Genomic DNA, 12,205 nt, shown 5'->3' with positions numbered 1-12,205 from the left:
CGACGGCCCTTCTCCGACCGTCCGCTGCAGCCCGTCGCTAGGGACGGCCCAGCAGCTCCGCCGCCGTCGGCAGCTTCGCCGGCTCCTTCGGGGCCGCCGGGCCGAACGCCCCCGGCGCGTGCTCGGCGAGCGCGTCCGCCGCGGCCTGCAGCAGCGGCAGCGCCATCAGCGCGCCGACGCCCTCGCCCATGGTGATGCCCTGCTCCTGCAGCGGCGTGAGCGTCAGCCGGTCGTAGGCCTTCGCCTGGGCCGGCTCGCCGCTGGACTGCCCGGCCCGCCACCACTCCGGCGCCCGGAACGCGATCCGCTGCGCGACCAGTGCGCACGCCGCCGAGACCACGCCGTCCAGGACGACCGGGAGCTTGCGCACCGCGGCCTGCAGCAGGAAGCCGGTGATCGCCGCGAAGTCGGCACCGCCGGTGGCGCCGAGCAGCGCCAGCTGGTCGCCGAGCACCGGCCGGGCCCGCCGCAGCGAGTCCCGGACGGTCGCGCACTTGACCATCCAGACCTTGTCGTCGATGCCGGAGCCGCGCCCGGTGACCGCGGCCGCGTCCGTCCCGCAGAGCGCGCCGACCAGCACCGAGGCCACCGTCGTGGAGCCGACCCCGAGGTCACCGAGGACGATCAGGTCGGTCCCGGCGTCGGCCTCCTCGTCGGCGACGGCCATCCCGGCCCGGAACGCCGCGGCCGTCTCCTCCGCGGTCAGCGCGTTCTCGACGTCGATCCGGCCGGAGCCGCGCCGCACCCGGTGCGCCACGACCTCGTGGGGGAACTCCGAGGGGTCCGCGTCCACCGCGACGTCGACCACCCGCACCTCGGCGCCGAAGCGCCGGGCCAGCAGGGCCACCGGGGCCGTGCCGTCGAGCACGGCCCGCACCCGGGCCGCGGTGCCGCCCTGCGCGGGCAGCCGGGACACACCGAGGACCGCCACCCCGTGGTCGGCGGCGAACAGCAGCACCTTGGGCGCGGAGAGCGGGCGGACCGGGGAGCGACCCTGCACGGAGGCGAGCCAGCTGCCCAGCTCCTCCAGCCGGCCGAGGCCGCCGCGCCGCCGGTCCAGCGCGTGCCAGCGCTCCTCGGCGGCCCGTCGGGCACTCTCGTCGGGGCGCTCGACGAGCGAGGAGAACGTATCGAGATCCACGGTCGTGTCCATCGCGTCGAAGGCTACACGGCGCCGGAGTTCAGCCTGCGGCGGGCTTGACGGTCAGCACCTGCCCGGCCACCACCAGCAGCACCCGCTCCGAGGCGTCCGCCACCGCCATGTTGAGCCGGCCCAGGGTGTCGCGGAAGCGGCGGCCCGCCGCGGTGGCCGGGACGACCCCCATCCCGACCTCGTTGCTGACCGCCACCACCCGGCGGGCGGTGCCCGCCCAGGCCGCCGCCAGGGCCGCGCACCGCCGCTGCACGGCGGCCTCGCCGCCCTCCGTCCAGACCGCGTCCTCCCAGGCACCGCACTCGTCCATCACCGCGGTCAGCCAGAGCGCCAGGCAGTCGATCAGCACCGGGGCCGGGTCGGCGGTGTCGGCCAGCACCGCCTCCAGGTCGCAGGTCTCCGCGGTGCGCCAGCCCGCCGGGCGCCGCTCCCGGTGCAGCTCGACCCGCTGCGCCCACTCGGTGTCGCCGTCCCGGGTGCCGCTGGTGGCGACGTAGAGCACGTCCGGGTACGCGGCGAGCAGCTGCTCGGCCTTGGTGGACTTGCCGGAGCGCGCGCCGCCGAGGACCAGCGTGCGGGGGAGTGCGGGGTCGGGTGCCATGCGGCCATCCTGCCGGACGAGGCATACGGAAGATCGGGCCGGGCAGGCTAAGGTGCGCAGCACGGAGCTCAGTGCAACGGTCGTCGGCGGGAGGAGCCGGGCATGGTCTGGACGTGGCGGTACGAGAAGGCGGACGGCACGGTGGTGGCCGCCCCGAACGGCCAGGAGGAGTTCGCGGGGCAGGGGGACGCCGAGACCTGGATCGGCGAGACCTGGAAGCAGCTGGCCGAGGACGGCGTGGACACCGCGGTCCTGCTCGACGACGGCCGGGAGATCTACTCGATGAGCCTGCACGAGGCCTGAGCGGTCCCGGAGGTCCTCACCGGACGGCCCCCGGCCGCACCGCCCCGCCTACTTGGCGCCGAACACGTGCAGCAGCGCGGCGACCTGCCGGTACGGGTCGGTGCGGCCGGCCCGCTCCTCGGCCTCCAGCAGCTGGGCGAGCTGCCGGCCGTCCACCGGCGGTGCCATGTTCTCGGGGGTGTTGTCGGTGAAGACCCGGACGCCGTACCAGTGCCGCAGCGGCACCGAGACCTCGGAGAGGGTGACGGCGAGGTCGGAGAGGCGGTCGGCGCGGGCCGCCAGCCCGAGGCGGTTGTAGTACCGGTCGGTCTCGAAGGCGTGCGGGGCGGCCCGCCAGTCCCCGGCGGCGGCGGGCCGCAGCGCCAGGGCGTCGCGGTTGCGCACGAGCAGGGAGAGCAGCCCGCCGGGAGCCAGCAGCCGGGCCAGCGAGGCGATCATCGGGTCCGGATCCGGCAGGTACATCAGGACGCCGTGGCAGAGCACCACGTCGAAGCTGCGCGGCCCGAACCAGCGTCCGCACTGGTGGCCGTCACCGCTGAGCAGCTGGACCCGGTCGCGGACCTCGGGCGGCTCCTCGGCCAGCGCGGCCTGGGCGACGCCGAGCGCGATGGCGTCGGAGTCCATTCCGGTGACGTAGTGGCCGGCCCGGGCCAGCCGAAGGGCCTGGGTGCCCTGGTCGCAGCCGATGTCGAGGACGCGCTGCCCGGTGCGGCCGGCGAGTTGCTCGGCCAGCTGCCGGGCGACCAGCTCCTGCCGGACGAGGTTGCGCAGATCGCCGTGGCGGTCCGGCCGCGGGGCGTTGCCGCCGGCGAAGGAGCCGCTGCGCGAGGGCAGCCGGCGCTCCTGGGCGAGCCGGTCGTGCCCGCCGTCCCCCTGGCCCGGGAGCGCGTACAGGCTGGGCCCCTCCCAGGCAGGAGGGGCCCAGCCGGAGTCCACCGGTTCGGCGGTCAGGGCTTCTCCCCGCGCCGCACCTGCGGCTTGGGCAGCCGCAGCCGGCGCATCTGCAGGATGCGCATCAGGCCGTAGGCGACCGCGCCGCGGGTGTTCTGGCCGGCGAAGCGCTCGCCGAGCTGCTTGCGCAGGCCGAGGCCGAGCCGGAGGAAGTCCAGGATCACCAGGACGAAGAAGAGCAGGAACAGCACGGTGGAGAGCAGCTGGAGGGCCGGCACCTTGACGATGCTGAGCACCAGGATGACCACGGCGGCGGGCAGGAAGAACTCGGCGAGCGACCAGCGGGCGTCCACGTAGTCGCGGACGAACCTGCGCACCGGGCCCTTGTCGCGGGCCGGCAGGTGGCGCTCGTCGCCCTCCAGCAGCGCGGTGCGCTGCTTCTCGCGCTCGACCCGCATCTTCTCGCGGGCCTGGCGGGAGGCCTCCTTGCGGTCCTTGGGCACGGTCACGCGGGTACGCCGGTTGGCCTCGGCCTCACTGCGCTTGGGCGTGGGGCGGCCCTTCTTCGCCTGCGGGTCGCGCGGCTGGGTCGTCTGGTCCTGCTCCAGCACGGCGGCGGAGGCAGCGGCATCATCTGAACGGCGTCGGAACACACCCCCAGCGTACGGGGTGCGGCACGGCTTCTCGGGGTGCCCTCGGACCCAAACGCATATCGATCGGGACCGGCCGCCGCCGGCGGCGGGTTTCCGGGGGTGTTCCCGTAGGGGATCACTCGGGCGGAGGAGGGCGGGGATGAGGGGCGGATCCACCCCGGGGATGAGGCCCCCACCGGGTGCGCTGTAGCAGTCTTGTTGCAGGCAGGTGCACTGCGGCGACGGGCTCGCTGCACATACACTCGTCGTGTCTGGTAACGAGATAGAGACCGCAGGCCGGAGAAGGGGGCACCCGAGGCCCATGAGCGACGGAATCATGAAGCGTATGGGGCTGATCTTCCGCTCCAAGGCGAACAAGGCCTTGGACCGGGCGGAGGATCCGCGTGAGACGCTGGACTATTCGTACCAGAAGCAGCTCGAACTGCTGCAGAAGGTACGTCGCGGTGTCGCGGACGTGGCCACCTCGCGCAAGCGCCTGGAGCTCCAGCTGACCCAGCTGCAGCAGCAGTCCGCCAAGTACGAGGACCAGGGCCGCAAGGCGCTCTCGCTCGGCCGGGAGGACCTCGCCCGCGAGGCGCTCACCCGCAAGGCCAACATGCAGTCCCAGATCACCGACCTGGAGACGCAGTACCAGCAGCTCCAGGCCGAGGAGGAGAAGCTCACGCTCGCCTCCCAGCGGCTGCAGGCCAAGGTCGACGCCTTCCGCACCAAGAAGGAGACCATCAAGGCCACCTACACCGCGGCCCAGGCGCAGACCCGGATCGCCGAGTCCTTCTCCGGCATCTCGGAGGAGATGGGCGACGTCGGCCTGGCCATCCAGCGGGCCGAGGACAAGACGGCGCAGATGCAGGCCCGGGCGGGCGCGATCGACGAGCTGCTGGCCTCCGGCGCCCTCGACGACGCCAGCGGGCTCGGCCGCAAGGACGACATCGAGGCGGAGCTGGAGCGCGTGGCCGGCGGCTCGGACGTCGAGCTGGAGCTGGCCCGGATGAAGGCCGAGCTGACGGGCGGCTCCCCGGCCTCCGGTCCGCAGGCCATCGAGCAGGGCCGGCCGCAGGACGCCGCCCCGCAGCAGGACACCCCGCGCATCAACTACAACAAGTGATCTGAGCTTCACCCGACCGACCAGGGAGACGCACGGCATGATCATGAGGGTCATGGGGGAGGGCCAGTTCGAGGTGGGCGACGCCCATCTGAACCGGCTCAACGAGCTCGACGAGGAGCTCCTCGCCGCGCTGGAGTCGGGGGACGAGGACCACTTCCGGCGGGCGCTCGGCCAGCTGCTGAGCGCCGTGAAGGAGCACGGCAGCCCGCTTCCGGACGACTCCCTGGAGCCGTCCGACCTGATCCTCCCGAATGCCGATGCGACGATCGACGAGGTCCGGCTGCTGCTGCGGGCCGAGGGTGACGGCCTGATCCCCGGCATCCCCGAGTAGCCGACATCTCGTTCCGGACGCCAGACGACGAAAAGGGCGGGCCCCCTCCGCACCTTGAGTTCTACCGGTCGTTGCAACACCCCAGTTCAAGGGGTGCAATGTTCGAGATCCGGGAGAACCGGACGGTAGGTCAAGGGCCGAGGGCCTTGGTGCGGGAGCGGGAGGAATACTTCCGGCTTGTGGATCAAGGAATGGGGTTCGCCGAGGCCTGCGCGGTAGTCGGCATCAACGTCCGCACCGGCAAGCGATGGCGCAACGGCCGCAACGCGTCGGGCCGGAAGAAGGCGGCACCACCGATCTACGAGGTGGTGCCGCCTCCTGTCGCACCGGCCGAGCCCGCGGCGCCCGAGACCTCCCGCTACCTCAGCGAGACCGAGCGCATCCACATAGCCGACCGGCTGCGGGAGAAGGCCACGATCCGGGCCATCGCGGCGGAGCTGGGCCGCAGCCCCTCGACCGTCAGCCGTGAGATCAGGCGCAACCGCACGGTGCTGCCGAAGGGCGGCTGGTACTACCGCCCGCACGCCGCCCAGCGCCGTGCCGACCAGCGCCGGCCCCGCCCCAAGCCGAGCAAGATAGGCCAGAGCCCTGAACTGCGGGACTTCATCCAGGACCGGCTGGCAATCCAGTGGAGCCCCGAGCAGATCTGTCGCGCGCTCCGCGAAGGCTTCCCCGAGCATCCCGGGATGCACGTCAGCCACGAGACGGTCTACCAGGCCCTCTACACCCAGGGCCGGGGAGACCTGCACCGCGACCTGACTCGCAACCTGAGAACCGGGCGACGGCTCCGCCGCCCGCGCCGTCAGACGGACAGGCGCAGGTCCCGCCCCGTCAAGAACATGCTGATGATCAGCGAGCGACCCGTCGAGGCCGCCGACCGAGCCGTCGCCGGCCACTGGGAGGGCGACCTCATCGTGGGCCCCAAGTCGCGCTCCGCGATCGCCACCCTGGTCGAACGCAGCAGCCGCTACCTGGTCCTCGTCCACCTGCCTACCGGCCACACCTCCAACGCCGTGCGCCGCGCGCTCACCGACGTCTTCAAGACGCTTCCGGAGCAGTTGCAGCAGTCCCTGACCTGGGACCAGGGTTGCGAGATGGCCGCCCACCGAGGCTTCACCCGCGACACCGGCGTCCCGGTCTACTTCTGCGAGCCCGCCAGCCCTTGGCAGCGGGGCTCCAACGAGAACACCAACGGCCTGCTCCGCCAGTACTTCCCCAAGGGCACCGATCTGTCCGTCCACACCCCCGAGCACCTGGCCGCCGTCGCCGACCGACTCAACAGCCGCCCACGCAAAACGCTCGGCTGGGAAACCCCAGCCGAGCGTCTGCTTACACTGCTCGCGGCTTGATCAACTCACCACGTGTTGCAACGACCCCTCGAATTCGCCGCACGGAGGGGGCCCGCCCTTTGTCGCGTGACGACGGGAGCGGGGTGGGCTACGGCAGGGCGAGCATCCGGTCCAGCGCCGCCTTGGCGTACTTCTCGGTCTCCGGGTCCACGGTGATCACGTTCGGCACCCGGCCCTCGACCAGCGACTCCAGCGCCCAGACCAGGTGCGGCAGGTCGATCCGGTTCATGGTCGAGCAGAAGCAGACCGCGCGGTCCAGGAAGACGATCTCCTTGTCCGGGTGGGCCTTGGCCAGGCGCCGGACCAGGTTGAGCTCGGTGCCGATGGCCCACTTGGAGCCGGGCTCGGCGGCGTCCAGCGCCTTGATGATGTACTCGGTGGAGCCCACCATGTCGGCGGCCGCGACGACCTCGTGCTTGCACTCGGGGTGCACCAGCACGGTGACGCCCGGGATGCGCTCGCGCACGTCGTTCACCGAGTCCAGCGAGAACCGGCCGTGCACCGAGCAGTGGCCGCGCCAGAGGATCATCTTGGCGTCCCGCAGCTGCTCGGCGGTCAGGCCGCCGTTCGGCTTGTGCGGGTTGTAGAGCACGCAGTCGTCCAGCGAGAAGCCCATCTCGCGGACCGCGGTGTTGCGGCCGAGGTGCTGGTCGGGCAGGAAGAGCACCTTCTGGCCCTGCTCGAACGCCCACTCCAGGGCGCGCTTGGCGTTGGAGGAGGTGCAGATGGTGCCGCCGTGCTTGCCGGTGAAGGCCTTGATGTCGGCGGAGGAGTTCATGTACGAGACCGGGACGGTCACGTCGGCTATGCCGGCGTCGGTCAGCACGTCCCAGCACTCGGCGACCTGCTCGGCGGTGGCCATGTCGGCCATCGAGCAGCCGGCCGCGAGGTCCGGCAGGACGACCTGCTGGGCGTCCGTGGTGAGGATGTCCGCGGACTCGGCCATGAAGTGCACACCGCAGAAGACGATGTACTCGGCCTCGGGCCGGGCGGCCGCGTCCCGGGCCAGCTTGAAGGAGTCGCCGGTGACGTCGGCGAACTCGATGACCTCGTCGCGCTGGTAGTGGTGGCCGAGGATGAAGACGCGGTCGCCGAGCGCGGCCTTGGCCGCCCGGGCGCGCTCGACGAGGTCCGGGTCGGAGGCGGGGGGGAGGTCTCCCGGACACTCGACGCCGCGCTCGCTGTTCGGGTCGGCCTCGCGGCCGAGCAGCAGCAGAGCGAGCGGCGTCGGAGCGGGGTCGACGCCGTAGGTCTCGGTGGTGGTGGTCACGGGCGGGTGCCCTTCTGTGCGGCCGATCAGTCGGTGCAGCCTTCTCGTCTATCTGACGCTATCTATGATAACCGGTTAGCGTCAGACTGACGATGGCCATCCTGTCGATGTGACGAGAACCGCTCGCCAGATCGGTGCCCTCCGGTGGCCGGAGGAAAATGCTCCGGGTCCGGCGTGGCCGGAGCGATATCCACGGGCGGCCGGGTATGGCTGTGCCCCATGAAGGCAATCGTGATCCGCCGCTACGGCGGCCCCGAGGTGGTCGAGTACACCGAGCTGCCGGACCCGAAGGTCGGGCCGGACTCGGTCCTGGTGCAGGTCAGGGCGGCCGGGGTGAACCCGGTGGACTGGAAGGTCCGGGAGGGCCGGCTGGACGGCCTGATCGACGCGCACTTCCCGCTGGTGATGGGCTGGGACGCGGCCGGGGTGGTCCGTGCGGTGGGCGGCGGGGTGACCGAGTTCGAGCCCGGCGACGAGGTCTACGGCTACGTCCGCAAGGACACCGTCGAGCACGGCACCTACGCCGAGCTGGTCGCCGCGCCCGTCCGCACCCTGGCCCGCCGGCCCGCTGCCCTGGACTGGGCGCAGTGCGGCGGCCTGCCGCTGGCCGGGCTCACCGCGCTGCAGGCGCTGCGGGCCGTCCGGGTCGGCGCCGGCGACACCGTGCTGGTGCACGCCGCCGCCGGCGGCGTCGGCCACCTGGCCGTCCAGCTGGCCCGGGCCTTCGGGGCCCGGGTGATCGGCACCGCGGGCGAACGCAACCACGACTACCTGCGGGGGCTGGGCGCAGAGCCGGTGGCCCACGGCGAGGGCCTGGCCGAGCGGGTCCGCGCACTGGCCCCGGACGGGGTGGACGCGGCCGTCGACCTGGTCGGCGGCGGCGCGGCCGGGCTCTCGGCCACCCTGGTGGCCGATCCGGCCCGGATCGCGTCGGTGGCCGACTACGGGGTGCGGGCGCTCGGCGGGCAGTACGTCTGGGCCCGCCCGGACGCCGCCGGGCTGGCCGAACTGGCGGAGCTCGCCGACGCGGGTCGGCTCACCGTCACCGTCGCCTCGACCTTCCCGCTCGCCCAGGCCGCCTCGGCCCAGGCGCTGAGCGCCGAGGGGCGCACCCGCGGGAAGATCGTCCTGCTGACCGGGTGAGCTCGACGGGTTGATCGGTTGACCGGCCGAGTGCGGTCGGGCGCGGACAGGGCGTGGACACGGCGCGGGCCGGCACGGACGGTGAACGGCCCGGAACGGACCGACCGTCACCCGCGGACCGCCCACGGCGGTCATGCGCAAGCCGTGAACTCGGTCATGGCATCCGCCAGAATGGTGCCGAACCGTTTCTTCGGCCCGCCGACCCAACCCGCCGATCCCGTACGACCTGTGGAGCCCCGCACCGATGAGCAGCAGCCGAGCGCACGAGACGGTCGGGGCCGACCTCGACGAGACCGACCGTCTCCTGCTGGCCCGGCTGGGCAGCGACGGCCGCGCCTCGTACGCCGAGATCGGCCTGCAGGTGAACCTCTCCGCCACCGCCGTCCGCCGCCGGATCGACCGGCTGCGGGCGCGCGGGGTGGTCCGCGGTTTCACCGTCGTCCTCGACCCGTCGGTGCTCGGTTGGCAGACCGAGGCCTTCGTCGAGGTCTACTGCCGCGAGCGGACCGCCCCCGAGGAGATCCTGGCCAGCCTGCGGCAGTTCCCGGAGGTGGTCGCCGCCTGGACGGTCACCGGCGACCCGGACGCCCTGGTCCACCTGCGGGCCGTCGACATGCGCCACCTGGAGGCGGTCATCGAGCGGATCCGCCGCGAGCCCGGCGTCCAGCGCAGCCGCTCCTCCGTGGTGCTCTCCCAGCTGATCGGCTGACCCCTCCAGGCCGGGCGGCCCCCGACCCCGGACGGCCCGACCCGGGCCCCGCGCAGGAATCCTGCGCGGACCCCGCCGAAGACGCTCGAAACCTGCCTGACCAGCCGCGTTCGGACGCGCGGCGAGGGCCCGGTGCTGCCTACGCTGATCACGTCCGGCAAACGCGGTGGCGACGTCCCGCGCGGCCCGGCGGCCCCCGACCCCCACAGCTGAAAGGGACACCCGTGTCCGCAGCCCCCGACCGCATGCACCGGCCCGACAGCGAACTGGTCGACCTGGTTTTCGACTACATGCGCGAGCGGCTGCAGTACGACCCCGTCCCGCTCGACCACCCCGGTGACGGCGAGCACCTGCGCGCCCAGCTGGCCGGCCTGCTCAACCCGGACGGCAACGACCCGGCCGACGTGCTCAAGCTCTACGACCACGAGCTGTCCCGCGCGGTGATCTCCGCGGACAGCCCGCGCTACCTGTCCTTCATCCCGTGCGCCCCGACCAAGGCCGCGCTGCTCTTCGACATGGTGGTCTCCTGCGCCTCGCTGCAGGGCATCTCCTGGCTGGAGGCGGCCGGTGCGATCGCCGCCGAGAACCAGGTGCTGCGCCTGATAGCGGACCGCGCCGGGATGCCCGGGACGGCCGGCGGCACCTTCGTCTCCGGCGGCTCGGCCGGCAACCTCTCCGCCCTGGTGGTCGCCCGCGACACCGCCCGCCGCCGCCTGGGCGTCGGTCCGGAGGCGCGGCTGCGGATCGCCGTGGCCGACCAGGTGCACTCCTCGGTCAAGAACACCTTCAACATCATCGGCGTCGAGGCCTTCAAGGTCCCCACCGTGAACCGCCGGTTCACCGGCGAGGCGCTGCGCGCCGCGCTGGCCGCCGACCCGAACCCGGAGACGGTGATCGCCGTCGTCGGCACCGCCGGCACCACCAACGAGGGCATCGTCGACGACCTCCAGGGCCTGTCCGAGGTCGCCCGCGAGCGCGACATGTGGTTCCACGTGGACGGCGCCTACGGCGGCGCGGGCCTCTTCGCCCCGTCCGTCCGGGCCCGCTACAACGGCATCGAGCACGCCGACTCCTTCGTGGTCGACCCGCACAAGTGGCTGTTCGCCCCGTTCGACTGCGCCGCGCTGCTCTACCGCAACCCGCAGCTGGCCCGCGCCGTGCACACCCAGGACGCCTCCTACCTGGACGTCCTGCACACTGAGGGCGACGAGTGGAACCCCACCGACTACGCCTACCACCTGACCCGGCGCGCCCGCGGCCTGCCGCTCTGGTTCTCGCTGGCCGTGCACGGCACCCAGGCGTACACCGACGCCATCGAGACCGGCCTCCAGCTGGCCCGGGACACCGCCCAGCTGATCCGCGACACCGAGCACCTGGAGCTGCTGTTCGACCCGCAGCTCTCCGCGGTCTGCTTCAAGCGCAAGGGCTGGACCAACGACGACTACTACCGCTGGTCGCAGCAGCTGCTCGCGGACCAGATCGGCTTCGTCACCCCGACCGGCTGGGACGGCGAGACGGTCGCCCGCTTCGCCTTCCTGCACCCGGGCACCACGATGGAGATGGTCCGGGAGATCCTGGACACCATGGCCTGAGCCGACGCGCTCCGAGGACCCCCGCCCGGCTCGCCCGGGCGGGGGTCCCGGGCGTTCAGAGCAGCCCGCCGTCGGGCAGGTACGGGGCGGGCGGGCGCATCCCGCGCAGGCCCAGGTAGCCCCGGGTCTCCACGCTCAGGCCCACCTCCAGGCCGACGTCCAGCGCCCACTCCTGCTCGGCGGTCAGGTACTCGACCCGGGCCGGGACGCCGTCCGGCACCCTGGCCAGCGCCTCGCGCAGCAGCCGGACGGCGATCCGCTTCGAGGTGGCGGCCAGCAGCTTCACCTCGCCCCCGTCCCGGTAGCAGTAGCCGCTGCCCGCCAGGGCGTCGGCGACCAGCAACTCCTCGAAGTGGGCCAGCATCAGCTCGTGGTCCGACCCGTGCGCGGCCCCGCGCAGCCGGCGGTCCACCGAGTCCAGCAGGTGCCGGTGGGTGGCGTTGCCCGGGTGCACCGGGATGTCACCGGGGTCGACCAGCCCCGAGCGGTCCACCCGCCCGGTCAGCCGCATCGCCGGGTGCAGCGTGAAGCCCGCCCGGCGGTAGTGCCGGGCCGCCGCCGGCGACGGCGAGGCGCAGAGCATCCCGCGCAGGCAGCCCCGGCCGTGCGCGGCGGCCCGCTCCAGCAGCAGCCGCCCGACGCCCTTGCCCCGGGCCTCCGGCCGCACCGCGAGCAGGGCCAGGACCCACAGGCCCTCCCGGCGCAGCGACAGCACCGCGCCGACCGGCTCGCCGTCCCGCTCCGCCAGCCAGCAGCCCTGCGGGTCGGTGCGGACCAGGTGTCTGGTGCGGGCCGGTTGGTACACGGACGGCGGTGCGTCCCGCCCGCCGGGGCCGGGAGCACCGGGGCCGGCGTCGGGGAACGGGGCGAACGCGAGACGGGCGAGGTGCTGGACGGCCTCCGCATCGGCGGCGGTGTCCTGGACCAGTCGCAGGATCATGCCCACCATCCTGGCCGCGGCGGCGCCCGGAGGGGGCCGGTTCGTCCGGATCGGCGCACGGGGCGGTGACCGAGCCCCGCCGGTGTGCGAGCATGGGGAGCGTAGTAGGGGAGCCGGTGCACACCCGGCCCACGGAAATTCCGCCGCAGCAGACCACCGAAGAGC

Annotated in this window: 13 protein-coding genes; 7 read left to right on the top strand and 6 right to left on the bottom strand. The window is 73.2% G+C overall.

All coding sequences use genetic code 11. The features are described 5' to 3' along the window. Window positions 1-37: 37 nt before the first annotated feature. Window positions 38-1,153 carry a nicotinate-nucleotide--dimethylbenzimidazole phosphoribosyltransferase gene (locus MCM47_RS02500; protein WP_238740485.1) on the bottom strand — a complete coding sequence of 372 codons (1,116 nt, stop codon included), beginning with the start codon at window positions 1,151-1,153 and terminating at the stop codon, window positions 38-40. Window positions 1,154-1,181: 28 nt separating this feature from the next. Next, entirely contained in the window at window positions 1,182-1,754 is a 573-nt protein-coding gene (cobU, locus tag MCM47_RS02495; protein WP_374209052.1) for a bifunctional adenosylcobinamide kinase/adenosylcobinamide-phosphate guanylyltransferase, read from the bottom strand. A gap of 102 nt (window positions 1,755-1,856) precedes the next feature. On the opposite strand from cobU, the gene MCM47_RS02490 reads away from it, so the two are divergent. Continuing rightward, entirely contained in the window at window positions 1,857-2,057 is a 201-nt protein-coding gene (locus MCM47_RS02490) for a hypothetical protein (RefSeq protein ID WP_238740483.1), read from the top strand. Window positions 2,058-2,105: 48 nt separating this feature from the next. On the opposite strand, the gene MCM47_RS02485 is transcribed toward MCM47_RS02490, so the two are convergent. Next, window positions 2,106-2,828 carry a bifunctional 2-polyprenyl-6-hydroxyphenol methylase/3-demethylubiquinol 3-O-methyltransferase UbiG gene (locus MCM47_RS02485; protein WP_238741485.1) on the bottom strand — a complete coding sequence of 241 codons (723 nt, stop codon included), beginning with the start codon at window positions 2,826-2,828 and terminating at the stop codon, window positions 2,106-2,108. A gap of 176 nt (window positions 2,829-3,004) precedes the next feature. Then, on the bottom strand, window positions 3,005-3,601 hold the full coding sequence (locus tag MCM47_RS02480; protein ID WP_238740481.1) for a DUF3043 domain-containing protein: 597 nt from the start codon (window positions 3,599-3,601) through the stop codon (window positions 3,005-3,007). A gap of 301 nt (window positions 3,602-3,902) precedes the next feature. Between MCM47_RS02480 and MCM47_RS02475 the strand changes: the two genes are divergently transcribed. From MCM47_RS02475 to MCM47_RS02465, 3 genes are all read left to right on the top strand, one after another. Continuing rightward, window positions 3,903-4,706, top strand: coding sequence for a PspA/IM30 family protein (locus tag MCM47_RS02475; protein WP_238740479.1), 804 nt, complete (start codon window positions 3,903-3,905; stop codon window positions 4,704-4,706). A 37-nt stretch (window positions 4,707-4,743) separates the two neighbouring features. Beyond that, the gene (locus MCM47_RS02470) at window positions 4,744-5,037 is read left to right on the top strand and encodes a hypothetical protein (RefSeq protein WP_238740477.1); all 294 of its coding nucleotides are present in this window, start codon (window positions 4,744-4,746) and stop codon (window positions 5,035-5,037) included. Between the two features lie 191 nt (window positions 5,038-5,228). Further along, window positions 5,229-6,386 (top strand): IS30 family transposase, encoded by a 1,158-nt coding sequence (locus tag MCM47_RS02465; RefSeq protein WP_238740475.1) that lies wholly within the window; start codon window positions 5,229-5,231, stop codon window positions 6,384-6,386. A gap of 88 nt (window positions 6,387-6,474) precedes the next feature. On the opposite strand, the gene nadA is transcribed toward MCM47_RS02465, so the two are convergent. After that, window positions 6,475-7,656, bottom strand: a complete 1,182-nt coding sequence (gene nadA / locus MCM47_RS02460) for a quinolinate synthase NadA (protein ID WP_238740473.1) — start codon at window positions 7,654-7,656, stop codon at window positions 6,475-6,477. A gap of 219 nt (window positions 7,657-7,875) precedes the next feature. Here nadA and MCM47_RS02455 point away from each other — a divergent pair, with 219 nt between their 5' ends. From MCM47_RS02455 to MCM47_RS02445, 3 genes are all read left to right on the top strand, one after another. Then, window positions 7,876-8,799: an NADP-dependent oxidoreductase gene (locus MCM47_RS02455; RefSeq protein WP_238740471.1), complete on the top strand. Its 924-nt coding sequence runs from the start codon at window positions 7,876-7,878 to the stop codon at window positions 8,797-8,799. 244 nt (window positions 8,800-9,043) lie between these two features. After that, on the top strand, window positions 9,044-9,508 hold the full coding sequence (locus MCM47_RS02450) for an Lrp/AsnC family transcriptional regulator (protein ID WP_238740469.1): 465 nt from the start codon (window positions 9,044-9,046) through the stop codon (window positions 9,506-9,508). A 224-nt stretch (window positions 9,509-9,732) separates the two neighbouring features. Further along, entirely contained in the window at window positions 9,733-11,100 is a 1,368-nt protein-coding gene (locus MCM47_RS02445) for an aspartate aminotransferase family protein (protein ID WP_238740467.1), read from the top strand. Window positions 11,101-11,155: 55 nt separating this feature from the next. Here the strand turns inward: MCM47_RS02445 and MCM47_RS02440 are convergent, their stop codons facing one another. Continuing rightward, window positions 11,156-12,040 carry a GNAT family N-acetyltransferase gene (locus MCM47_RS02440; RefSeq protein WP_238740465.1) on the bottom strand — a complete coding sequence of 295 codons (885 nt, stop codon included), beginning with the start codon at window positions 12,038-12,040 and terminating at the stop codon, window positions 11,156-11,158. Between the last annotated feature and the right edge of the window lie 165 nt (window positions 12,041-12,205).

The sequence above is a fragment of the Kitasatospora sp. A2-31 genome (genome assembly GCF_022288725.1).
Taxonomy (GTDB): domain Bacteria; phylum Actinomycetota; class Actinomycetes; order Streptomycetales; family Streptomycetaceae; genus Kitasatospora.
This window is presented reverse-complemented; position numbering and strand designations above follow the sequence as displayed.